Genomic DNA, 24,106 nt, shown 5'->3' with positions numbered 1-24,106 from the left:
CAGCTGCTACTTAGCTTCTTATCCAGTTACGACATGACTAATTGCAAGAAAACCAAACCGGCGCCTGCCACCATCGCCGTCCGCGGCATCGTCATCGGCGCCGTCGCAGCCAGCCTCGCGGGCTGCGGCATGATCAGTTCGGTAGTCGGCGGCGACAAGGTCGACTACAAGTCGGTCAAGAAAGCCAGCACCCTGGACGTGCCGCCTGACCTGACGCAATTGCAGCAGGACAACCGTTATTCCTTGCCGGATTCGAAAAACGGCGTGGCCACGGCTTCCGGCTACAACGCGCAGCGCAACGCCACGGCCGGCACGCCCGTCATCGTGGGCGCCGACGGCGTGGTGGGTGTCGTGCCCGTCACGGCCGGTGGCGTGAAGGTCGAGCGCGCGGGCAACCAGCGCTGGCTGGTCGTCAAGCAGTCGCCTGAAGTGCTGTGGCCGCAACTCAAGCAATTCTGGGAAGATTCGGGCTTTACCGTCGCCATCGACCAGCCGACGGCTGGCATCATGGAAACCGAGTGGAACGAAAACCGCGCCAAGCTGCCGCAAGACTTTATCCGCAACACCATCGGCAAGGCCTTCGATTCGATGTACTCGACTGGTGAAAAAGACAAGTTCCGCACCCGCGTGGAGCGTCTGGCCGATGGTTCGACCGAGATCTACATCAGCCACCGTGGCGTGGAAGAGGTCGTCACGGGCCGCGACAAGGAAACCACCACCTGGACCGCGCGTCCCAACGATCCGGGCCTGGAGGCGCAATTCCTGGCCAAGCTGATGACGCGCCTGGGCGCGGCCAGCGACGAAGCGCAGGCGAAGACAGCCGTTGATGGCGCCATCGTGCAGCCGCTGCACGCCAAGCTGGTGGGCGATGCCGCCACGCCGGCGCGCGCCATCGAAGTCGACGAGGGTTTCGACCGCGCCTGGCGCCGTGTCGGCCTGGCGCTGGACCGCGTCGGCTTCACCGTGGAAGACCGCGACCGCACGCAAGGCACGTATTTCGTGCGTTACGTCGATCCGGACGCGGTCAAGAAAGATGGTTTCTTCTCGAAACTGTTCAGCTGGGGTTCGTCGTCCGAAAAGGACAAGGAAGCGCAGCGCTACCGCGTCCTGGTCAAGGCCGGCAATGGTTCGACCAGCCTGGTCAGCATTCTCAGCAACGAAGGCCAGCCCGACGTCTCGCCAGTGGCCGAGAAGATCCTGGGCTTGCTGAACGAGCAGCTGAAGTAATCGGTACATTTGCGGCGGGTATCACAACCTGCCGCGCAATAAAAAAGGCTGATCCGGGAAACCGGCGCAGCCTTTTTTATTGCCTGCGTCCGGCCTTTATCCTGCGGATAAAACGCCGGACGCAAAAAAGCCGACCCGAAGGTCGGCTTTTCCTAGTGCAGGGTGCTAAATTACTTAGCAGCCGATGCAGCAGCCGAAGCAGCCGAAGCAGCGTCGGTAGCGGCCGAAGCGGCAGCCGAAGCAGCAGCAGCAGCGTCGGTAGCGGCCGAAGCAGCAGCGTCAGCAGCAGCTGCTGCTGGAGCAGCTTCAACTGCTGGTGCTGGTGCTGGGGTTTCAACTACTGGTGCTGGTGCAGGAGCTTCTTCTTTTTTGCTGCAAGCAGCCAGAGCAACAACCATCAGGGAGGCGATCAGCAGGGATTTTTTCATTTGTTTTCCTTAATTATTTCAAAAAATAAATCAATATTGTTGCGATGAATAATTACCGGTAATTATCGCTCGTTAGGTCGTCTTCGAAGGCTTTTCGTACCAGGTGGTGCCTGCCAGACAACGGAAACTTCCTAACCGAATATTATAGCGATTTTTGGTGCGTCGCAATAGGAGCAAGAGGCAAATTCGCAACTATTTTGTGATATCGCAATATTTGCCGAAGCAAATTGCAAGCAAGTGTAAGCGATTTGCGAAAGCGCGACAAAACGATATAAAAATAATATGTTTCATTGCGCTGGCGCAGATGCTGCTATTTTAACTACTGTAATACCACTTTGCTACGACACCCCCATTCAAGCCAGTTCGATCCAGCCATCCTGATACCACGTATATAACGCATCCATCACGTCATCGGAAGCCTGGGCCACGGCGGCGCCATCGAGGGCGCGTTCGTTGGCCAGGGTTTCCAGGGCCGCTTTATCGGCCTTGCCAATGGCGAACGATTCGCCATTGATGAAGACATTCTTGCCACGATACAGCATCAGGGTCTTGCGCGACAACACGACACCCTTTTTCTGTGCGGCGTCCGCGAAGCGGCCTACCGTCAGCGGCTTGGACAGCGGCGTGAAAAATACATTGTGCTTCGGTTCCGACAGGTGTTCGCCCAGGAAAATGGTCACGTCTTCTTCCGTGAAGCGCACCTTGTTCATTTCTTCCGCGATGGTGCTGAGCATTTCACGGGGGATTTCCGCCGGTTTGCCCGACGCTTTCAAGTCCGGATCGCTGTAAATGCCCGGCAAGTCGATCGAGTCGGCCATGAATTGCAGGAACGCTTCGCCCAGCTCCTGGAACGTGGGCGAGCGGAAGCCGATCGAATACGTCTGGCAATCGCCGATGGCCACGCCGTCGTGCGCGTAGTGGGGCGGCAGATACAGCATGTCGCCCGGTTCCAGCGTGAATTCTTCATCGGGCGTGAAGTTGCTGAGGATTTTCAGCGGCAAGCCGTCGATCAGGCTCAGGTCTTTCTGCGCGCCGATGCGCCAGTGGCGCTTGCCCTGGCCTTGCAGCAGGAATACGTCATAGGAATCGAAATGCGGGCCCACGCCGCCGCCATCGGTGGCAAAGCTGACCATCAGGTCGTCCAGGCGCGCGTCCGGCAGGAAGCGGAACTGGCGCAGCAGGGCGTCGGCCTTGGCGCTGTGCAGGTTGGCGCCCTGCACCAGCAGGGTCCATTCCTTCTGTTTCAGCGAGGGCAGGCTGTTCAAAGGGCCTTGCTGCATGTTCCAGTGGCCATCCGCATGGCTGACCAGGCGCGATTCGACGTGGTCGAGGGTAGCCAGCTCGGCCAGGGCCTTGAAATCGAACAGCGCCTTGAAGCCAGGCACGGCTTGACGGATCAACAAGGGTTTTTTATGCCAGTAGTCGCGCAGGAATTGCGCCGGCGTGATATCGCCGAGGAGAGTTAATGTTTTCATGCGCCCATTATAACAACCGGAAATGCAGGAATGCGCCTGCCGTCGGCGGCGTGAAGGTATAATTTGCCAGCTTATACAATGAAAGGAAGCATAATGAAGATTGCCAAAAATACGGTCGTGACTGTCAACTACAAACTGTCAGACGCGCAAGACAATCTGATCGAAGACGGCCGTCAGCCGATGGTCTACCTGCACGGTGATTATGAAAACACCCTGCCGAAGATCGAAGAAGAGCTCGACGGCAAGGAAGTTGGCTATTCCAACACGATCCAGATCGAACCGGATGATGCTTTCGGTGAATACGATCCAGCCCTGGTGAAGGTCGAGCCGCGCAATCGCCTGCCTGAGCCGCTGGAAGTGGGCATGCAGTTCGAAGGCATGCCGGAAAGCGATTCGCCGGACGAAGAAGCGATGATCTTCACGGTCACCGATATCGCCGACGACAAAGTCGTGCTGGACGGCAACCATCCACTGGCCGGCATCGCGCTGCGCTTCTCGCTGACCGTCGCCGACGTGCGCGAAGCCACCGAAGAAGAAATCGCCCATGGCCACGTGCATGGCGCACACGGCCATGACCATGGCGATGATGAAGATGAAGGTGACGAAGGCGATCACTTCCGCACGCATCCGATTCACTAATACCGCTTGTTCCAGGCCGGCTATATGCCGGCCTGTTCATTTGTACCGCTGTTATTAACGGCGTAGCGTCGACGCCTTGGCCCGCGCTTGTGCCGATGGGCGGGTAGCGCGTTGACGTACCTCAAAGAATGGCGTCTTGCCGGGCCGTACGGCGATGGCGGACCAGTCGTTGTCGATGCTGACGTGGCCCAGGTTGCCTTTCCAGCTGATTTTCGGCCCGCCTGCCCTGGCTGCGGCCTTTTTACTTTTTCCCTCCTTGCCATCCGCGGCGCCATCGCGCTGCGTATCGACCAATAACACCTTGCCGCTGAACTTCTTCGCCAGGGTGCGGATCTGCTTGCGCGGTCCGGCAAAGCCATCCTGTTTCGAACTGAAGCTGGGCAGCAGCGAATTGTCGTCTTCATCGAGCACGCCCACGTCGCCATCGGAAAACAGCACGATGCCGTCGAGCTGCTTGCGCTGCGCCATGGCGAACAATCTCTGCAGCCAGGAACGGTTGGCGACCAGGCGGTCTTCGAATTCGCTGTTGCGTCCCGCTTCCGGCAGGAAATGGTTGTTGTTGGCCGGCAGATTCACGGTGGCAAACAGCACGCCGCCGTATTCCCAGTGGGCATTTTCCGCATAACTGCGGAATTTCGCCGTCGACGACAGGCGCGACAGGGTCAGCTTGTGCTGGCCCAGGCTCTGGTCATCGGCGAAATATACGTCGCGCAAGCGGTTCAGGCGTTCGATGGCGTTGACCCTGCCGCGCGAATTGCGGCAGTTGGCCCAGTCGCTGGCCGACAGCGAGACGATCAGCGGCGGGCCGCTGGCGTCGAGCACATCCTTGCGCTGGCCATACAGCTTGTCGCTGCACGATTCGCTGGCCGCCTTGATGCCGGTGGCCACGACGAACGACGCATTGAAGGCGCTCGTTTCCGCGATGGCTTTTTTCAGGGGACCATCGTCCGGCCCCGCGTTGAAGGAGTGGCCCAGTACGGCAAACTCGAAGCCGGCCTGGTCGCCCGGGGCGGCCAGCGCTTGCCATGGCAGGCTGGCAGCGAGCAAGCCGGCGGCCAGCAGGCGTATCGAGCTGCGCCGGCAGGTCATGCGGCGGCCAGCCGTTTCAATTGATACAGCTGCTCCAGCGCATCGCGCGGCGTGAGCGCGTCGGGATCGAGGTCGGCGATGGCGTCGAGCAAGGCTTGTTGCGCTTCATTGAGCGCGGCCAGCGGCGCCGCCGCTGCCTCTTCTTCCTCTTGCGCATACGGATCGGCGGCCGGGGCGGCGAACAGGTCGCGCTGCGGCGTGGCGTCGAGCGCCTGCGCTTCCAGGCGCGCCAGGTGCTTGCGCGCGGCCTTGATCACGGGCTGCGGCACGCCGGCCAGCTGCGCCACCTGCAAGCCATAGCTTTGCGAGGCGGGACCGGCCTGCACGGCGTGCAGGAAGACGATGCTGTCCTTGTGCTCGACGGCGGACAAATGCACGTTGGCGGCGCTCGGATGACTGTCCGGCAATTGCGTCAGCTCAAAGTAGTGCGTGGCAAACAGGGTGAAACTACGGCTGGTGTCGATCAGATGGCGCGCGATGGCCCACGCCAGGGCCAGGCCGTCGAAGGTGGAGGTGCCGCGGCCCACTTCATCCATCAGCACCAGCGAGTGTTCGGTGGCGCCGTTCAAAATCGCTGCCGACTCCGTCATTTCGACCATGAAGGTCGAGCGTCCGCCCGCCAGGTCGTCGGTGGCGCCGATGCGCGTGAAGATGCGGTCGATGGGGCCGATGGTGGCGGACGCGGCCGGCACGTAGCTGCCCACGTAGGCCAGCAGGGTGATCAATGCCACCTGGCGCATGAAGGTCGATTTACCGCCCATGTTCGGACCGGTAATCAGGAGCAGGCGGCGTTCGTTGACGAAGCGGCAATCGTTGGCGATGAAGCGCTCGATCTGCTTTTCCACCACGGGGTGGCGGCCTTCGACGATGTTGATGCACGGCTCGTCGACCAGTTGCGGCGCGGCCCAGTTGTGCTGCTGCGCGTGTTCCGTCAGCGCGTTCAGGGTGTCGAGCTGGGCCAGGCCCTGCGAAATGGTCTGCAGGGTGCCGATGTGCGGCGCCAGTTCGGCCAGCAGCAGGTCGTACAGCAGTTTTTCGCGCACCAGGGCCTTGTCTTGCGCGGACAGGGCCTTGTCTTCGAACACTTTCAGTTCGGGCGTGATGTAGCGCTCGGCGTTCTTCAGGGTCTGGCGGCGGCGGTAGTCGTCCGGCACCTTGTCCGTCTGGCCGTGCGTGACTTCAATATAGAAGCCGTGCACCTTGTTGTATTCGACGCGCAGGTTGGCGATGCCCGTGCGTGCGCGTTCGCGCGTTTCCAGGTCGAGCAGGAACTGGCCCGCGTTTTCCGACAGCGCGCGCAATTCGTCCAGTTCGGCGTCGAAGCCGGTGGCGAAGACGCCGCCGTCGCGCACCATGGCGGCCGGTTCCTGCGCCACGGCGCGCACCAGCAAGTCCAGGCAGGCGGTCGGCGTGGACAGGGCCGCGTGGATGGCGGCCAGCAAACCGCTTTCGCCATCCTGGCCGCATTGGTCACCCCTGTAGCAGCGCACGACGTCGCCGCGCAGGGCCGGCAGTTGCAGCAAGCCGTCGCGCAGGGCGGCCAGGTCGCGCGGACGCGCCGACAGCAGCGCGATGCGCGTGGTGATGCGTTCGATGTCGGGCACTTGCGCCAGCGTGGCGGCGAGCGGACCGGCCGCTTCGCTTTGCGCCAGCGCGGCGATGGCTTCATGGCGCGCGCGCGCCACGTTCTGGTCGCGCCGGGCATGGTGCAGCCAGTGGCGCAGCATGCGCGAACCCATGGCCGTGCGGCAATGATCCAGCAGGGAAAATAATGTCGGCGATTCCTGGCCGCGGATGGTTTCCGTCAATTCCAGGTTGCGGCGCGTGGCCGCGTCCAGGCCGATGAATTCGCTTTCCGTTTCCGTCGTCAAGGAGCGCACGTGCTGCAAGCCGCGTCCCTGCGTCGATTGCGCATAGCGCAGCAGCGCGCCGGCCGCGCCGAACGCGGCGCCGAGGCCGTCGGCGCCAAAACCCGTCAAGGTCGCCACGCCCAACTGGTCGAGCAAGGCCTTGTGGCCGCCGACCACGTCGAAATGCCAGTCCGGCACGCGGTTGATGTGCGTGCCCGCGTAGTCGTCGAACAGGTTGCCGTTGTCGCCGCTGAGAATTTCCGCCGGCACGATGCGTTCCAGTTCCTGCTGCAGGCGCGCCGCCACGGTGGTGCTGTCGCCGGAAAATTCCATCAGTTTCAAGGCGCCGCTGGCCAGCGACAGCCAGGCCAGGCCCGTCGTCACCGTCTTGCGCTGCGTGATGCTGCACATGGCCAGCAGCGGGCGCTCGGCCTTTTCCGGCAGCAAGTCCGCATCCGTCAGGGTGCCCGGCGTGACGACGCGCATGACCTTGCGCTCGACGGGACCCTTGCTGGTGGCCGGATCGCCGATCTGCTCGCAAATGGCCACCGACTCGCCCAGCTTGACCAGCTTGGCCAGGTAGCCGTCGAGCGAGTGAAACGGCACGCCGCACATTTTAATCGGGTTGCCGCTGGCCACGCCGCGCGCCGTCAGGGTAATGCCCAGCAGGCGCGAGGCTTTTTCCGCATCCTCGAAAAACAGCTCGTAGAAATCGCCCATGCGGTAGAACACCAACATCGTCGGGTGGTTTTCCTTAATGCCAAGATATTGTTGCATCATTGGCGTAAGCTTTTCAGCGGAATTCTTCTTTGCCGCGGCGGCGTTGATTTCTTTTGGGACGGTGGTCATGTGTTCTTTGTCGTTGGTCCGGCGGCCAGGAAGTGCGTGCCTGCCGGGCTGTGGGTGGTGCTGTGTGCGTTCAAGGCCGCGCCAGGGGGCGGAGCTTGGGTTCAAGGCCGTCATTTTACCGCTTTCGGCGGACGGGGCGGCGTATTGCGTGCGGATGTGAAAAAGCCGCGCTGGTGGAGGCGCGGCTTGTATATCCGGTAGCACTTACTGTTGTTCGAAAAGTGTCCGTCGGTGGCTGTACGGATTACGTATCGGTGTGGCCACCGATCGATGCTTCCGGATCAAAACTGAAGACGCGCAGTTCCGGGAGGTCTTGCTCGCCTCGAATGATGCGCACGGTCAGTACGAACGAGAGTTCCCAGCGACCCTTGCTCTGACCCACGTCAAGGTTGTGTTTCCATTCCTGGCGGATGCGGCGCAGATCGGGCAGGGCAGGGTCTGGCGGCAGCAAATGGGAATCGAAATCGAGGGGCAGCTGATAGGTGGCGCCAGCGGCTTGCAGAAAGGGCGACGGCAACGAGTAGCGCGTGGGCACATCTGGACCGATTTGGGTCAGCTGGGGGACGCTGATCAGGCAGCAATCGACGATCTGGAAGGAAGTGAAACCACTGTCTTTGCTGCCACAGCAATTGACTTCCAGATAGACGTGCTGGCCCTGCTGGAAGTGTATGCCACCCATGTAGGGGCCGTGGCGCGGGTCTGCGCTGCCGTCGCAGGATGTAAATGCATAGTCGAGTTGGTTGGTGATCTGGTCTGCATCAAAGTGGACCGATAACTTCATCCAGGGTTTTTCATACGTCATGTTTTCTGATTTCTTTCCATATTAATAAGTAATTTCTGATAGCGAGCATCTCGCCGTAGTGTCAACAGATCGGGAGCGGACTCGATCAGGTTGAGGGGGTAGCCGCGTTCTATGGCTTGTTTCAATGCCGCCATCGCTTCATTGCGCTTGCCTATCAGTTCATAGGTCAGTGCGGCCCTGAAATGGATGTCTGGTAATGTGGGAGCAAGCCGGACAGCTTGCGCTACGTGCTTCAGTGCGTCGTCTTGCGAGCCTGCATAGGCTGAATAGAGTGCCAACCGCGAATTGATTTTTGGGTCGTCTGGCGAGTGGCGTAGCATCACTTGAATCAGCGTAATTGCGCGCCGGTAAGAATCGCGTGACAACTCAATCTGTCCGGGCACCCACCGCTGGGCATCCGCCAGGTTCGCCCATAGCAGGTAGTTACCGGGACTGCCTTTAGTTTCTGAGACGGCATTTTTAAATGCCTGCACTGCTCCCAGATAGTCGCCTCGATTAAACAGGGCATTGCCAAGGTTGGTATACAGTTCCCAGTCGGGATGCACCTGCAATCCTTGCTGCAGAACTTGCAGGGCTTCGTCATTGCGATTCAGACGGTCAAGTGTGCCGCTGAGTTGGGCATAGGAATTGGCCACATCCGGGTCCATCTGTATGGCTGTCCGAAAGAGCTTTTCAGCTTCCGTGTAATTACCAAGGTTATAGTGCAGCTTGCCCAGGATGGAAATGAAAGGGCGATCACGGGGATATAGCGCGATGGCCTTGCCAAGCACTTCCTGAGCCAGGTCAAATTTTTGTGCATGGATGAGTAGGCGCGCCTTACCATACATGCCCAGCAGATTGTTTGGTTCAAGGTTCAAGGCTGCCGTGATTTCCTGCATCGCTTGGGGGCGTTTGCCTTGATATTCCAGAACCCAGGCCTGTGCCACATGGGCAAGCGCCAGCTGATCGTCGGCTGCCAATGCCTGTTTTGCCGCGATGTCCGCGCGTTGCAGCCAGGTTTCATCGCGGCCACCACCAATATAGCGCAACGTGAAAGCCAGCGACAGGCCGGCATTTGCAGCAGCATGCTCTGGATTGTGTTTAAGGATGGCACTGAAATGCTCAATGGCCAGCGTCTTGCTGCTATCTTGATCGAGCATGCGCAACGCTTCCATTCCCGCCGCCATGCTGGCCATTTCCGAATACGGCGCGGGCGCTTTTTCACCCGTGACGAACGACTTGACGGCAGGAAGGATATTGGGCAGCTGCCATCCCGCCAGTACCGCCAGCAGCGCCACGCCTGCGCCCCATTGCAGGGTGCGCTTGCGGGGCAGGGGCAGGCGGATGGAGACGCTGGCGGGCGGTTCTTCCTTCGCCGGCGTCTCGTCGGCAAGGGGCGTGGCCAGGTTGAGCGGTTCGCCGCGCTGCGCCCCGATCGCCTCGCGCACGTCGCGCATGGTGCGTGGCCGTTCGGCCGGGTCGTGCGCCGTCATCGCGCGCACGAGGGCGTTGATGGCGGGCGGCACCGTATCCGGCAGGTCGGGCCACGGTTCCGTCGCCTGCATGTGGGCGGCGGCCAGGGCCAGGCCGTTCAGGTGGGCGAAGTGGCGCTGGCCGGCCAGCATTTCGTACAGCATGGCGCCCAAGGCATACACGTCGCCGCGCGTGTCGGGCAGGCGGCCCATCAGCCGTTCGGGCGCCATGTAGGCGATGGTGCCCTGCAAGTCGCACAGGGTGGTCGTTTGCGTCGCTTGCGGGTCGATGTGACGGGCCAGGCCGAAGTCGAGGATGCGCACCTTGCTGTCCGCCTCCAGCATCAGGTTCGACGGTTTCAGGTCGCCGTGGACCAAGTCCATGGCGTGCGCCTCGTCCATGGCGTCGGCGATCTGGTAGGCGATGTCGAGCGCCCCCTGCAAGTCGGCCTTGCCGCTGTGCATGAATTGTCCCAGGGTCTGGCCTTCGACCAGTTCCATGACGATGGATTGGCTTGTGCCCTGGCCCTCGATGGCGAAGATGCGCACGAAGGCGGCATGCTTGAGCGAAGCGGCCAGGCGCGCTTCATTGATGAGTTTTTCCGGATGCAGCACGTCGGCTTGCGGTTTCAGCCGCTTCAGCGCCACGCTACGGCACAGCTTGGCATCCCAGGCTTCGAATACATGGCCGAAACCGCCTTCGCCCAGCAAGCGGCGCACTTCATAGTGCCCGCTGATCGTGTCGTCTTGCGGCGGGGGCTGACGCAGGGAGTCGAGCAGTTCCATATACCTTGGCTTCAGAGTGCATCAGCGTGGGCGTCCAGCATCGAGAGGGTCAATGCGATGTTGGAATGCGCAAGATGATTGATTTTGAGTAACTTCCTGATTTAAAACGATTGTTTCGAATAAGTCAATTAATATTGACAAGGAGTGAACAAAAGCTGCTTTACCTGCGCCAGGAAGGCACTCCTTGCTGACGCATGCGCGCAATCTTGTTCAAACTCAATTTTCCTCCCTCCCGCTTCATCAATAATGCAGACGGGGCCGTACCGGCATCTGCGGGTCGGGCGATGGGAGCGGACATGGACGAGTTGCTGCAATACTACGAGCGCGAACTGGGCACCTTGGCACACAACCAGGCGTTTGCCCGGCGCTATCCGGCCATCGCGGGCGCGCTGGACATCGTGGGGGGCGACATGGGTACCACCCACGATCTCCGCACTTGGCGCGCATGAGGTGGGCAAGCAGGGCAGCTATCACTACTGGAGCGATCACTGGCGCAAACCCACGCCGGGGGGCAAGGACTTCTGGTTTCCGGCGCAGAAATATGCGTCGTATTCCATCAAGCAGGGCGTCGAGGCCAGCCAGGGCGCCTTTTCCACCATCCAGACGGTCAGGTTTGCACCCTTGTCTATCGTGGCAACGGGCCTGGCGCGCAGTCCTTGCGCTTTGGCCAGACAAGCGAGGAATTCGACGAAGGCTACGATCCGCCCGGCGAATCGCGCCTGCGATTCGAGCAGCGCGCGGTGATACGCGCCCAGGCAGTGCGGGAGGGGAAAAGTCTGGCCGGCCAGGAAGTCCAGCAGGAAATGCCCAACGCCACGCCAGACGCCGCCTACCAGCAATGGCGCAGCACGCGCATCGGGGAAATGATGTCCAGCCAGGCGGGTGCCTACGCCACCGACCACTCCACCATCCTGACCAACCCCATGCACGCAGAGCGGGCGCTCGCGTATGACGTGGCGGTGGGCGTGTGCCGCATCAAGCCGGATCAGCTGCGCAGGTTGAGGGTGGCGGCGGATTGGAGGTTGTTGGGGGCATTGAATAAAACTGATCCGGCGAAGAGCTTTGAAGAGTACTTTGACAAGGCGACACGTAAAAAGATGACTGCCTCAGTGTGGGTAAAAGAGTCTGAAGAAGCCAGTCTTCCTGAAAAAATTATCGACATACGTGAAAACCCTGCGCGGGATCCCCGGCCTACGTCTGGAGAACTGGCTCACGATTGATGTCATGCGATTTACCGGTTTGTATAGAGCAGATCCTTCTGCAACAGCCTTTTTATAGATGGAGCATTGAGCATGTTCAAAACTATTTTTCTTTATGTGTCCCTCGGATTTCTGGTCGTATTCCTGCTGGCCGCTTGTTCACATTTGCGATCATCGCCTGCTACCTTGAGCAGTACCTCCAGCGCTACACCTGAGGTTAATCGGCAGCCATACATGGCTCAAGTAGTTGGCTTGCAATGGTTGAATCCCTTGCAGCGTAAGGATTATATGCGCTTCCTGAAGATAAGCTTGATCCGGTGGAGTCCGCCGCCTTCGTACAGAACTATGTCCATCGCATTTTTACCATCCTGCGCCAGAGTATTACCAGGGGTTCTCGCAATGAGGCGTTTGACCTATTCAAGGAGAAGAGCATGCGTGGCGTAATCCGCTTGAACGATCCCACCAGCCACGGCGGCAAGGTGGTGGGGGCGGCGCCGAACAGCACGGTGCTGGGCGTGGCTGTGGCGCGCAAGGGCGATCCTTGTGTGTGCCCGGTCAAGGGGCACGTGCGCTGTGTGATCGCCGAGGGCGATCCGCAGGTACTGATCGACGGCGTGCCCGTGGCGTTTGACGGGCACAAGACCAGCTGCGGCGCCAGCCTGATGTCCACCGTGGGCAACAGCGGGCGCGCTTAGGCCAGGCTCGTGTCGATGGCCGCGCCCAGCTTGTCGACGATTTCGTCGACATGGCCGGCGTCGATGATGTAGGGCGGCGCCAGCAGGATGTGGTCGCCGTGCAGGCCGTCGATGGTGCCGCCCATGGGGTAGCATATCAGTCCGTTTTGCATGGCGTGCGCCTTGATGCGCGCGTGCAGGCGGCGGGCCGGGTCGAACGGCTGCTTGGTGGCGCGCTCCTGCACCAGTTCCAGGCCCAGGAACAGGCCGCGGCCGCGGATGTCGCCCACGTGCGCATGGCCGTCGAAGCGCTGCTGCAGCCGCTTTTGCAGCAAGCGGCCCATGGCGCGCACATTGGCCAGCAGATCGCGTTCCTCGATCTGCCGCTGCACGGCCAGCGCGGCGGCGCAGGCCGTGGCGTGGCCGATGTACGTGTGGCCGTGCTGGAAGAAACCCGTGCCGGCGCGAATCGTGTCGCGGATGTCCTGCGATACCATCACGGCGCCGATGGGTTGGTAGCCGGCACCCAGGCCCTTGGCGATGCAGATCAGGTCGGCCGTGACGCCTTCCTGCTCGCAGGCGAACAGGCTGCCCGTGCGCCCCATGCCGCACATGACTTCGTCGAGGATCAGCAGGATGCCGTGGCGCTGGCAGATGGCGCGCATGCGCGCAAAATAGCCGGCGACGGCGGGCAGGGCGCCGGCCGTGGCGCCGACGACGGGTTCGGCGATGAAGGCCATGACGTTCTCCGCGCCCAGTGCGGCGATATGGTCTTCCAGTTCCTGCCCCAATCGGGCCACGTAGTCGCCGTCCGTTTCATGGGCTGCCTGGTCGCGCCAGGCGTAGCAGGGCGACACGTGGGTCACGCCGATCAGCAGCGGTTCGAACTGCTGGCGCCGCCAGGCGTTGCCGCCCGTGGCCAGCGCGCCCAAAGTGTTGCCGTGATAGCTCTGGCGGCGCGCGATGACGTGGCGGCGCTGCGGCTGGCCCCGTTCGACGAAATACTGGCGCGCCATTTTCAGCGCGCTTTCCACCGCTTCCGAACCGCCCGAGACGAAATACACGCTGTCGATGCCGGCTGGCGCCCTGGCGACGAGGAAATCGGCCAGCTGCTCCATCGGCTCGGTGGTAAAGAACGAGCTGTGCGCATACGCCATGCTGGCCACCTGCTGCTGCACGGCGGCGATGACGGCCGCATCGGAATGGCCGAGGCAAGAGACGGCCGCGCCGCCGCAGGCATCGAGGTAGCGCTTGCCAGCCGCATCGATCAGGTAAGGGCCGTCGCCGCCCGTGGCGACGGGATAGCTGGCGGTCAAGCTGCGGTGGAAGACATGGCTCATGGCATCGCTTTCTTATCGGCAAGGAGGGAATGGCCGATTATAGGATGCGTTGCGCTGTATTGCAACGTTTGGTGTATTTGTTTTTAGTTTACATCATTTGATGTTTTTGCGTAGGCGCCCAGCGCCCGCAATTGTTTTTCCGCCGCGCCGATGGCCGTGACGGCATCGGGGCCCGCGCGCGCCACCAGCAATTCCACCAGGCTTTCCACGGCCGCGACGCCGGCCACGATGGAGGGGAAGAACGAGGGGCTGTCGACGGCGATGACGATGCTGGCGTCGGCCTGCAGGGCCAGCGGCGACATGGCGCTGTCGCTGATGGCGACCACCCGGCAGCCCGCCTGGCGCGCCGCCTGCGCCACCAGCAGCGCTTCGCTCGAATACGGCGCGAAGCTGACGACGACGACGGCTTCGTTCGCCTGCAGGGCGCGCAAGTCCATCTCCAGGGTGCCGCCCTGGCCGCTCAGCAGCTGCACGCTGGGGCGCAGCAGCCGGTACAGGTAGTGCAGGGTGTAGGCGATCGGGTGGGCGGCGCGAAAGCCGGCCACGTGCACGCGGGGCGCCGCCTGCAGCAGATTGGCGGCCGCATCCAGGGCGGCGTGGTTGGCGCTTTCCGTGGCTGCCAGGTTGCGCTGCTGCACAGTGAACACTTCGGTGACCAGGTCGCGCTCTTTCCCCTCTTTGCCGGCCAGAGCGCCGGCTTTTGCCGCGTAGCCGCTTGGCCCCGCGCGCAGGCGCTCGACGAAGATGGCTTTCAGTTCGGGCCAGCCGGCAAAGCCCAGTTGCTGCGCCAGGCGCACGAGGGCGGCCGATTGCACCTGCGCCCGCGCGGCGATGCTGCGCATCGACGAGACGGCCACTTCGTCCGGGTGGTCGGCCAGGTAGCGGGCGCCGGCCTGGAATTGCGGGCTCAGCTGCGCATGGCGCGCCTTGATCAGGTCCATCAGTGCCGCATAGGAATCGTGGGGTGTCGCTGCCTGCATCGCCGTGCCTCAGTTGATAGGTTGCGGCGATGGTACAGGATTCGTCAGCGCGCCGGTAGCGGCGCGCCTTGCACCCGGGCGGCCGTGCGTGGACGCAGGCGGGCAAACAGGTGCGGCCCGGCCGGTTTGCGGCGCGGTCCCGTCGTCAGCACGCGCAGGGCGGTGGGCAGCGGCACGTCGTGGCAGTGCAGGAACAGGGCAGCGGCGCCCGTGCCGGCCATTTCCTGCAAGGCCAGCGCATGTTCGACCAGCGCCGCCGTGCGCATGTCGAGCCGTACCGGGATGTCGGGTTGAAATAACTGGGTATCGATGGGCCGTGCATTGCGCATGCTGTCCCCCGCCGGGTTCGCTAGTCAAGCTGCCAGCATAAAAGCGCCCCGGCGCCACCACTTTGCGCCAGATCAATTCCACTGTCGGATAGCTTCCATAGAGCAAAAAAACGCCAACCGTTGCCGGCTGGCGCTGAAAACCCTCGAAGGAAGAAAGGGTGGGGGACGGGCTAGTAGCTCCAGCGGACGGAGAGTCCCACGACCTTGTCATAGCGCCGCACATCGCGCACATAGTCCGGCGTGTCGTGGTAGTCGCCGTAGGTCGAGTCGAGCAGGTTGTTCGCGTCCAGGGTCACCGTGGTATGCGGGTTGAGCTTGTACGAGACCGATGCGTCCAGGGTTTTCGTCGGCGCCACGGTCAGGTGGATGCCCTTGCCGCGGTAGTTGTAGTCGTCGACGTACTTGTCGCGCCAGCTGTAGGCCAGGCGCGCCGACCACGGTCCCTGTTCGTACAGGCCGACGATATTGGCCGACCATTTCGACATGCCCGTGAACGGATGCGCGCTGCCATTCAATTCTTCCAGCTCGCCCGTCATGTAGGTGGCGTTCGCCTGCAGGCCCAGGCCGCTCATCCAGCCTGGCAGCTTGTCGTAGAACTGCTGGTAAGCCATTTCCACGCCTTGCAGATGGCCCTTCGAGGTGTTGCGCGGACGCGTGATGTCGTACTCGATGCCGCCGTACGTTTCCTTGGCCGAACCGGACAGGATGTAATTCTTGAAATTGTGGCGGAACACGGTGGCCGTGACGGAACCCGTCTGCGCGAAATACCATTCCAGCGCCACGTCGAGGTTCTTGCCTTCCACGGGTTTCAGGTCGGGATTGCCGCCGCTGCCCGTCGGACGCACCATTTCCAGGCTCTGGCCCAGGGTCACGCCGGGATTGAAGTCGGCGAAGTTCGGGCGCTGCACCGCCTTGCCGGCGGTCAGGCGGGCGATCAGATCCTGGCGCAGCATGGCTTTCAGGGTCAGGCTGGGCAGCACGTCCGTATCGGACGTTTTCACGCGCACGGGCGTGACGATGCCGTTTTGCGAGGAATTGCCTTGCAAGTCCTGCCTGGTCTGCACCACGCGCACGCCCACGGTGCCGTCGACCGGCACTTGCGCCAGATCAAAGCCGATGCGCGCCTTGCCGTAGACGGCATTGGTTTTTTCCACATCCTTGAAGTGGGTCATCGGATCGTCCGGGCTGCGCTCGCTGCTGCCCGTAAACAGCTGGCGCAAGGTGTCCGTGTTGTTAAGCATGTAGTCGCGGCAGGGCGTGAGCCAGCTTTGCAGGCCGAAGTTGCCCGTGTTCTTGTGCGAGGTGCACGCCAGGCCGGGCAGGGCGTCCGCAGTCATGATCGACGTCAGTCCGCCTTGCACGTTCTTTTCGCGGATCGATTCGGCCTTGCGCTTGGCCAGGCGCACGCCGCCCGAGAATTCGCGGAAGAAGCCCGTGCTGTCCATGTCGTAGGTAAGGTCGCCGCGCCAGTCGGTCGAGCTGCCTTCGTCGTGGCTGTGATTGTCGTAGAAGCCGAGCAGCGTGTAATTCTTCGGGTCCAGCATGTTGTAGCCGGGGTAGCTGATCTGCGCGCCGCCGTTGACGTTCGTGCTGCCGATCACGCTGGTCGGATGGGCGAGGAAGTCGAGGATGGGGAATTCGCGTTCGAAGTTGCTCACCGTGCGCGCCAGTTCCGTCGTGGCGCGCAGCTGCGGCGTGATATCCCAGCGCGCGCCGATGGCGCCTTGCGAACCGATCGAGCGGTCGCGCCGCGCCTGGGTCGAACCGAGCGTGAACGGCGACCAGGGGCCGTCGATCTTGCCCACCGTGGCCGCCTGATTGGTGCCGGGGATCAGGGTGATGTCCGGGTTCTGGCCCCAGGGCAGCGAACCGACGAAGAACTGGCTGTCGAACGCATGCTTGATCAGGGTCGACATGCCTTCCGCATACACTTCCACCTGCGAGTTCGGGCGCCACTGGAAGGCGGCATTCGCCGCGTAGCGCTTGCGGTCGCCTACGGTGGGGATCATGCCGACGGAATCGGGACCCGTGATGTTGCCCGCGTCGGGGCGCTTGACGGGTTCGGCGTTCCAGATCGTCTCGTCATAGTATTTGCTGCGCTGGTAGGACAGGCCGAGCAGGGCGCCGAATTCGCCGTATGCGGTCTTCCAGCGGTTCGACACCATGCCGCTGACGTTCGGGTCCGTCGAGCCGGACTTGTCGCGGTGCTCGGCGCGCACGTTGCCCGACGCCGTGAAACCCTTGAAATCGAACGGGCGGTTGGTACGCACGTCGACCACGCCGGCCGTGCCGCCTTCGACCATGTCGGCGCCCTGCGATTTGTACACGTCCACGCGCTGCAGCATGGCCGTCGGGATGTCTGCCAGGTACAGGCTGCGGCCCACGGAGGTGAACATTTCACGGCCGTTGAGCAGGGTCACCACGCCGGGCAGGCCGCGGATGATGACGGAACCCGCTTCGCCGCCTTCGCGGCGGATTTGCACGCCTGTCACGCGGCCGAGGATTTCGGCCACGTTCTTGTCGGGGAATTTGCCGATTTCATCGGCGACGATGGAGTCGACCACCTGGTCGTTGTTTTTCTTGATCGTCTGTGCGCTTTGCGCAGCGCGACGCACACCGGTGACGGCGACGACGGCGATGCCGGCATTGTCGGCCGCCGCCGGTGCCTCCGGTGCTGCCGTTTCCGCCGTTGCTACCGCTTCCACGGCGGGCGCCTGTTGCGCCCAGACGGAAGCACTGCTCAGCAGGCCGGCGCCGGCCAGGGCGGCCACCGTGGCCTTCAAGGTCAGCCGTGTGTTTTGCTTGGGCGTGCGGGGGCCCGTTGCCATCAATTGCTTCATCTTGTCTCCACCTGTATTTTAGTTATGTTGAGAACGCCGCGGCAGTCGCCGCCAGAGCTGGAACTTGCTCAGAAACATGGTAGGTGGGAATGACTTTGCCCCACAAATGACTTCTTTTGCGATGTCAATACCAATTCCGGTATCCCTGCTGCATTCATGCGCCCTGGCGGCGCGCCGCGCGTAGTCGAACCTGGCGCGTGCGCGTTGCGGACGCTCCACAGCAGCTGTCAGGCGGCGCAGGGCGCGGCGCTGTGCGCCAGCCAGGCCATGAAGTGCGCCTGCGGCATGGGGCGGGCGAAGTAATACCCTTGTAATTCATCGCAGCCGGCGTGGCGCAGCACGTCGGCATCGGCCGCGCTTTCCACGCCTTCGGCGGTCACCGTCAAGCCCAGGGTATGGCCAAGGCCGATGATGGTTTTCGTCACCGCCAGGTTTTGCGGCGAGCCGTGGATGTCCTGCACGAAGCTCATGTCGATTTTCAGCTTGTCGAGCGGGAAGCGGCACAGGTAGTTCAGGCTCGAATAGCCGGTGCCGAAATCGTCGATCGACAGCGCGAAACCCAGCGCCTTGATGGCGTGCAGGGTGGCGATGGTGTCGTCCACGTTGTCCATCAGGATCGATTCCGTCAGCTCGAATTCGATCTGTCCCGGCGTGACTGGGAACTCGCGCAGCACCTCGCGCAAGGTGGCCGCCAGGCCGCCGCTTTTCAGCTGGATGGCCGACAGGTTGATCGACACGGCGATGTCGCCCGCGCCCGCCTCGCGCCAGGCCAGCTGCTGGCGGCACGCCTCGCGGATGACCCACGCGCCGATGGAGACGATCAGGCCCGATTCCTCGGCGGCGGGGATGAAGCTGTCGGGCGCGATCAGACCGTGCTGCGGGTGCTGCCAGCGGATCAGGCTTTCCACGCCATTCAGGCGGCTGCTCTTCGCATCGATGCGCGGCTGGTAGTACAGCACCAGTTCCTGCCGCTCGATGGCGTGGCGCAGATCGCTTTCCAGGTGCAGCTGCTGCAACTGCTGTTCCTGCATTTGCGGCGTGAACATGCGCGCGTGATCGCGCCCGCCGCTCTTGGCCTGGTACATGGCCGCATCGGCGTGGCGCATCAGGGTATCCATGTCGCCGCCGTGGTCCGGGTAGATGGCCACGCCCACGCTGCACGAGACATACAGCTCGTTGCCTTCCACCTGGTGCGGCTCGCGCATGGCGGGGATCAGCCGCGTGTCGAGCAGGGCGGCGATGGATGCGGCGTCGCCGACGCCGTTGAGGATGACGACGAATTCATCGCCGCCCAGGCGGCTGACGGTATCGCCTTCGCGCACCAGCTGCAGCAGGCGCTTTGAGACCGATTGCAGCAGCGCGTCGCCCACATGGTGGCCCAGCGCGTCGTTGACATGCTTGAAGCGGTCCAGGTCGACGAACAGCACGCCCACCTTTTCGCCGCTGCGGCGCGCCTGCGCGATGGCGGCCGCCAGACGCAGTTTCGACACGTGGCGGTTCGCCAGTCCCGTGAGCGCATCGTGGTGGGCCATGTGCTCGATCTGCCGCTCGCTGGCCTTGCGTTCGCTGATATCGAGCGAACTGGCGATGAAATGCGTGGTAACGCCATCGAGGCCGCGCACGGCGTTCATCACCAGCCAGGCGGGATAGCTTTCCAGCGACTTGCGCTGCACCCGGATTTCGCCCTGCCAGTAACCGCGCCGCGCCAGGGTCTGGCGCAGGCTGTCGAGCTGCTCGGGAGGGTTCTCGGGCGCGAGCAGGAAGGCCGGGCGCTTGCCGATCAGCTCCACCATGTCGTACAGCGAATGGCGGCGGAAGGCCTGGTTGACGGTGATGATGCGCATGCCGGCGTCCATCACGATCAGGCTTTCGGCCGATGCCTCGAATACCTTGGCCCACAATTCCAGGCGCGACTCCATCAGCTTCATCTTGTTGATGGGCGTGAAGGTCGACAGCACGGCGCGCTGGCCCTGGTAGTCGATCAGGCGCGCGGAAATCAAGGCCCAGGTGGGCGTGCCGCCGCCGCTCCAGCACACTTCGAATTCATCGACGGCACCCAGGTCGCTCAAGCGCTGGAAGAAGCGCGAACGGGCTTGCGGATGCATGCCGCCCACCCACGGGTCCAGTTCCAGGCCGCCCTGCCAAGCGTGCGCGGCCTGGTTCGCGTGCAGCACCTGGTGATGCGGGATCGAGGTGACCATCAGCGGGATGGGAATGGCGTCGACCAGCTGGCGCTGCGCATCGGCCGCGCTGGCGCGCGCCACCAGCTCCTGCTGCGCCATGCGCTGGAAGTCGAGTTGCTGCAGCATGGTATTGAAGGCGCTGACCAGGCGGCCCGTTTCGTCCTCGCTGTCCCAGATGGCGCGCAGGCTATGGTCGCCCGTTTCGCGCACTTCCTGCGCCACGCGCGCCAGGCGGCGGATGGGCAGGGCGATCTGGCGCGCGACGAAAAACACCAGGCCCAGTATCATCACCAGCAGCAGCACGGCCGTGCCCAGGTGCAGCCACATGCGCGTGAAGAAGCCGTCGACGCGCAGCTGGATCAGACGGTGCAATTGGCCTTCCGCCTCGTGCCAGGCACGCTGCAGGGCCGCGGCGGCCACCGCATCGCGGCGCAGCAGTTCCTGCGTGCCTGCGGGGTTGGCTTGCGCGCCGGCCAGGGCCTGGGTACTGGCGCGTAACTGCGCCACGGCCTGCCGCAGGGCCGCGCGCGAGCCGTCCAGGTGCTGGCGCAGCGGCGGCGTGCTGGCCGCGAACGCCTCCGTGTAGTCGCTGCCGATGCCGGCCATGGTGGCGTCCATGCGTCCCTCCAGTATCAGGAACTGGGTCTGCAGGCGCTGGCGCTGCGCGCCTTCGGCCGTCGCCAGTTGCAGGGCCAGGGCGCGCGTGCTGTTGATCACTTCCAGCAGTTCGGGGAAGCGCAGGATCACCAGCGACATCGTGTAGTAGCTGTCCAGGTCCGGGTCGAGGATCAGGTTCGACTGGTTGCCTACGCGCGTGAGCAGTGCGCGTCCGGCCACGAAGGCGGGCGAGGGCGCGATGCTGTCGTCCGGCGCAGCGAGAGTCTCGCCGGCCTGGCGCAGCAGGGCGGCAAATTGCGCATTCAGTTCGGCGCTGCGCATGCCGGCGCCGAAGCGGTTTTCGGCCTGCTCCACGGCCGCTGCCTGTGCGACCGGCTGCGCCGTGCTGCGCGCCAGGGGCAGCAGCGCATCGCGGATCGCGGCGATGTAGTCATTGCCCGCCATCTCCTTGCGCGAGAAATCGATGGCGATGTATTTTTCGTTGATGAGGATGCCGGAAATGAAGATCACGGCGGACAGGTCGAGCAAATAGATCAGCGCCAGTTTGCGCCCCACCGTCAATTTCCCGATCATGCGCGAGATTCTGCCCACCATGCGTGCCCCACCTTCTCGTCAGCCCATGTATGTTTTCTTATGAGCAATTTTCATGCCTGAATTTACAAGCTTGCAAGGGAACTTTTGCACCAAGCAGGTGCGCGGCGGGAGACGGCGGACGATAAAAAAAGGGCGGCCCGCAGGCCGCCCTTGTGTGCACTGTTACAGCGCTCAGGCTTCGGCGACGCGCTTGGCGATGTGCGCCAGCGCTTCTTCCACCTGGTCGATCAGGATCAGGCACAAATCGCCTTCGCCGAGGCGCGCCAGGGCCTTGTCGATGGCGACGAATTCGCCGTTGATTTCATCGATATGGCTGGTGCGCTTGGCGCCGTCCAGGCCCTGGCGCAGCAATGCCACCACTTCGCCGTCGGCGCGGCCGCGCTGGCACTGGTCCTGGTACAGCAGCACGTCGTCGAACGCGGCGCCGAGGATTTCCGTCTGCTGGCGGATGTCTTCGTCGCGGCGGTCGCCGGCGCCGCTGATGACCACCGAGCGGCGCTTGGCCGGCATGCTTTCCACGGCCTGCACCAGCGCCAGGATGGCGTCCGGATTGTGGCCGTAGTCGGCGATCAGGGTGGCGCCCTTGTAATCGAAGACGTTGAAGCGACCCGGCGCGTTGTCGGCTTCATTGGCGAAGGTTTTCAGGCCCAGCGCGATGGTTTTCCAGTCCAGACCCACGGCCCAGGCGGCGGCCAGCGACGCCATGACGTTGTCGACCTGGAAGCCGATGGCGCCATTGCGCGTGATCGGCACTTGCGACAGGGCGATTTCGTGGCGTTCCTTGCCCTGCGCGGCGACCAGCTTGCCGTCTTCCACGTACACCACGCGGTTGCCTTGCGCGCGGTGCGTGGCCATCACGGGATGCGTCTTGTCGGCGGCGAAGAAGGTCACCGTGCCGCTGCAATTCTTGGCCATGCGCGCCACGGCAGGGTCGGTGGCGTTCAGCACGGCCACGCCGCTGTCGGCCACGTTCTGCACGATCACGCGTTTCAATACCGCCAGGTCTTCCACGGTGGTGATGTAGTTCAGGCCCAGGTGGTCGCCCGCGCCGATATTCGTCACCACGGCGACCTGGCAGCGGTCGAAGGCCAGGCCTTCGCGCAGCATGCCGCCGCGCGCCGTTTCGAACACGGCCGCGTCGACGTCGGGGTGCAGCAGCACGTTGCGCGCGCTGCGCGGGCCGCTGCAGTCGCCGCTGTCGATCTGGCGGCCTTCGATGTACACGCCATCGGTATTGGTCATGCCGGTGCGCAGGCCCGAGGTGGTGAGCAGGTGGGCGATCAGGCGCACGGTGGTGGTCTTGCCGTTGGTGCCCGTGACGGCAACGACGGGAATGCGGCCATCGTCGCCTTCGGCGAACATGGCGGCGATGATGGCTTCGCCCACGGGGCGCGGCTTGCCGAACGACGGCGCCAGGTGCATGCGCAGGCCCGGCGCGGCGTTCACTTCCACGATGCCGGCGTTCTGCTCTTCCAGCGGTTTCAGGATGCTTTCGGAGACGACGTCCACGCCGCAGATGTCCAGGCCCACCATGTGCGCGGCGGCGACGGCGCGCGCCGCCACTTCCGGGTGCACGTCGACGGTGACGTCGGTGGCCGAGCCGCCCGTCGACAGGTTGGCGTTATTGCGCAAGATCACGCGCTGGCCCACGGGCGGCACGGATTCGGCCACGTAGCCCTGCTTGGCCAGGCTGGCCAGGGCGATGTCGTCGAAGCGGATTTTCGTCAGCGAGGTGGCGTGGCCGCTGCCGCGGCGCGGGTCCAGGTTGACCTGGTCGACCAGTTCGCGCACCGTGTGCTGGCCGTCGCCCACCACTTGCGGCGGGTCGCGGCGGGCCGCTGCCACCATCTTGTTGCCGATGACGAGCAGGCGGAAATCATGGCCCGGCAGATAGCGCTCGACGAGGATATCGTCGCGGAATTCCTGCGCCGCGAGGAAGCCGGCCGTCAGCTGTTCGCGCGTGGTGACGTTGACGGTCACGCCCTTGCCCTGGTTGCCATCTTTTGGTTTCACGACGACAGGCAGGCCGATTTCGCAGGCGGCGGCCCAGGCGTCGTCCGCATCGATGGCGACACGGCCGTGCGGCACCGGCACGCCGGCCGAATCGAGCAGTTTTTTCGTCAGTTCCTTGTCTTGCGCGATGGCTTCCGCGATGGCGCTGGTGCCGTCCATTTCGGCGGCCTGGATCTTGCGCTGCTTGCTGCCCCAGCCGAATGTCACCAGGCTGCCTTCGGTCAGGCGGCGGAATGGGATGTTGCGCGCCACGGCGGCGTTGACGATGGCGCCCGTCGAGGGGCCCAGGCGCACGTCTTCATCGAGTTCCTGCAACTGGTGCAGGGCGCCGGCCAGGTCGAACGGCGCATCGGCCAGGGCGGCCTGGCACAGCTGCTGCGCCAGTTCCAGGGCCAGGCGGCCGACGGCTTCTTCCGAGTATTCGACGACGACCTGGAAGATGCCCGTTTCCAGGGTCGGCGTGGTGCGGCTGAAGGTGACGGGGCAGCCGGCTTGCGCCTGCAGGCCCAGCGCCGCCAGTTCCAGCACCTGCGCCATCGGCGCGGCGTTGTAGTTGCCCAGCGGTTGCAGCGGGCTCAGTTGCGGGAAGAGCGCGCGCAGGCGGGCTTCGAAGCCGGGCAGCTGGGCGATGTCGAGTTCCTGCGTGGTGCAGGAAACAATGGCTTCCACGGCGGTGTCGTGGCTCCAGAGGTTAGGGCCCCGCAAGGCCCGTACGCGAGATACTTCCATAATTAAACCGT

General features: G+C 63.3%; 17 protein-coding genes. 5 read left to right on the top strand and 12 right to left on the bottom strand.

The features are described 5' to 3' along the window. Positions 1–33 precede the first annotated feature (33 nt). Positions 34–1,227: an outer membrane protein assembly factor BamC gene (gene bamC / locus BZG29_RS22230; protein WP_077407635.1), complete on the top strand. Its 1,194-nt coding sequence runs from the start codon at positions 34–36 to the stop codon at positions 1,225–1,227. A 170-nt stretch (positions 1,228–1,397) separates the two neighbouring features. Here bamC and BZG29_RS22225 read toward each other — a convergent pair whose 3' ends face one another. After that, positions 1,398–1,655, bottom strand: coding sequence for a hypothetical protein (locus BZG29_RS22225; RefSeq protein WP_077407633.1), 258 nt, complete (start codon positions 1,653–1,655; stop codon positions 1,398–1,400). 353 nt (positions 1,656–2,008) lie between these two features. Next, positions 2,009–3,130: a cupin domain-containing protein gene (locus BZG29_RS22220; RefSeq protein ID WP_077407631.1), complete on the bottom strand. Its 1,122-nt coding sequence runs from the start codon at positions 3,128–3,130 to the stop codon at positions 2,009–2,011. A gap of 93 nt (positions 3,131–3,223) precedes the next feature. Here BZG29_RS22220 and BZG29_RS22215 point away from each other — a divergent pair, with 93 nt between their 5' ends. After that, positions 3,224–3,769, top strand: a complete 546-nt coding sequence (locus BZG29_RS22215) for a peptidylprolyl isomerase (RefSeq protein ID WP_035821149.1) — start codon at positions 3,224–3,226, stop codon at positions 3,767–3,769. A 54-nt stretch (positions 3,770–3,823) separates the two neighbouring features. On the opposite strand, the gene BZG29_RS22210 is transcribed toward BZG29_RS22215, so the two are convergent. From BZG29_RS22210 to BZG29_RS22195, 4 genes are all read right to left on the bottom strand, one after another. Then, entirely contained in the window at positions 3,824–4,858 is a 1,035-nt protein-coding gene (locus BZG29_RS22210; RefSeq protein WP_077407629.1) for a hypothetical protein, read from the bottom strand. Then, entirely contained in the window at positions 4,855–7,557 is a 2,703-nt protein-coding gene (mutS, locus tag BZG29_RS22205; protein WP_077407627.1) for a DNA mismatch repair protein MutS, read from the bottom strand. Before mutS ends, BZG29_RS22210 begins: the two co-directional genes overlap by 4 nt. A 244-nt stretch (positions 7,558–7,801) precedes the next feature. Next, entirely contained in the window at positions 7,802–8,359 is a 558-nt protein-coding gene (locus tag BZG29_RS22200) for a hypothetical protein (RefSeq protein WP_077407624.1), read from the bottom strand. Beyond that, entirely contained in the window at positions 8,356–10,521 is a 2,166-nt protein-coding gene (locus BZG29_RS22195) for a serine/threonine-protein kinase (RefSeq protein ID WP_171985090.1), read from the bottom strand. Before BZG29_RS22195 ends, BZG29_RS22200 begins: the two co-directional genes overlap by 4 nt. Before the next feature lie 371 nt (positions 10,522–10,892). Between BZG29_RS22195 and BZG29_RS28250 the strand changes: the two genes are divergently transcribed. From BZG29_RS28250 to BZG29_RS22185, 3 genes are all read left to right on the top strand, one after another. Further along, complete coding sequence (locus BZG29_RS28250) at positions 10,893–11,045, top strand: type VI secretion system baseplate subunit TssF (protein ID WP_171985089.1); 153 nt, start codon at positions 10,893–10,895, stop codon at positions 11,043–11,045. Positions 11,046–11,252: 207 nt separating this feature from the next. Beyond that, a complete protein-coding gene (locus tag BZG29_RS22190; protein WP_077407620.1) occupies positions 11,253–11,816 on the top strand; it encodes a DUF3274 domain-containing protein in 564 nt (187 codons plus the stop codon). A 410-nt stretch (positions 11,817–12,226) separates the two neighbouring features. Further along, positions 12,227–12,490, top strand: coding sequence for a PAAR domain-containing protein (locus BZG29_RS22185; protein WP_077407618.1), 264 nt, complete (start codon positions 12,227–12,229; stop codon positions 12,488–12,490). Here the strand turns inward: BZG29_RS22185 and BZG29_RS22180 are convergent. The 6 genes from BZG29_RS22180 to cphA all read right to left on the bottom strand — a co-directional run bounded on the left by BZG29_RS22180 (position 12,487) and on the right by cphA (position 24,095). Next, the gene (locus BZG29_RS22180; protein ID WP_077407616.1) at positions 12,487–13,809 is read right to left on the bottom strand and encodes an aspartate aminotransferase family protein; all 1,323 of its coding nucleotides are present in this window, start codon (positions 13,807–13,809) and stop codon (positions 12,487–12,489) included. The two genes, BZG29_RS22185 and BZG29_RS22180, sit on opposite strands and share 4 nt — an antisense overlap. A gap of 83 nt (positions 13,810–13,892) precedes the next feature. Beyond that, entirely contained in the window at positions 13,893–14,789 is an 897-nt protein-coding gene (locus BZG29_RS22175; protein WP_077407614.1) for a MurR/RpiR family transcriptional regulator, read from the bottom strand. A 44-nt stretch (positions 14,790–14,833) separates the two neighbouring features. Next, positions 14,834–15,118, bottom strand: a complete 285-nt coding sequence (locus tag BZG29_RS22170) for a hypothetical protein (protein ID WP_077407612.1) — start codon at positions 15,116–15,118, stop codon at positions 14,834–14,836. A gap of 170 nt (positions 15,119–15,288) precedes the next feature. Further along, positions 15,289–17,958, bottom strand: a complete 2,670-nt coding sequence (locus BZG29_RS22165; protein WP_077407610.1) for a TonB-dependent receptor — start codon at positions 17,956–17,958, stop codon at positions 15,289–15,291. Positions 17,959–18,185: 227 nt separating this feature from the next. Next, positions 18,186–21,332, bottom strand: a complete 3,147-nt coding sequence (locus BZG29_RS22160) for an EAL domain-containing protein (RefSeq protein ID WP_253192674.1) — start codon at positions 21,330–21,332, stop codon at positions 18,186–18,188. A gap of 192 nt (positions 21,333–21,524) precedes the next feature. Beyond that, on the bottom strand, positions 21,525–24,095 hold the full coding sequence (gene cphA, locus BZG29_RS22155; RefSeq protein ID WP_077407606.1) for a cyanophycin synthetase: 2,571 nt from the start codon (positions 24,093–24,095) through the stop codon (positions 21,525–21,527). Between the last annotated feature and the right edge of the window lie 11 nt (positions 24,096–24,106).

It is taken from the genome of Janthinobacterium sp. LM6 (assembly GCF_002002885.1).
Taxonomy (GTDB): domain Bacteria; phylum Pseudomonadota; class Gammaproteobacteria; order Burkholderiales; family Burkholderiaceae_D; genus Janthinobacterium; species Janthinobacterium kumbetense.
The sequence above is the reverse complement of the archived record's forward strand: the minus strand, read 5'-3'. Positions and strand labels throughout refer to the sequence as shown.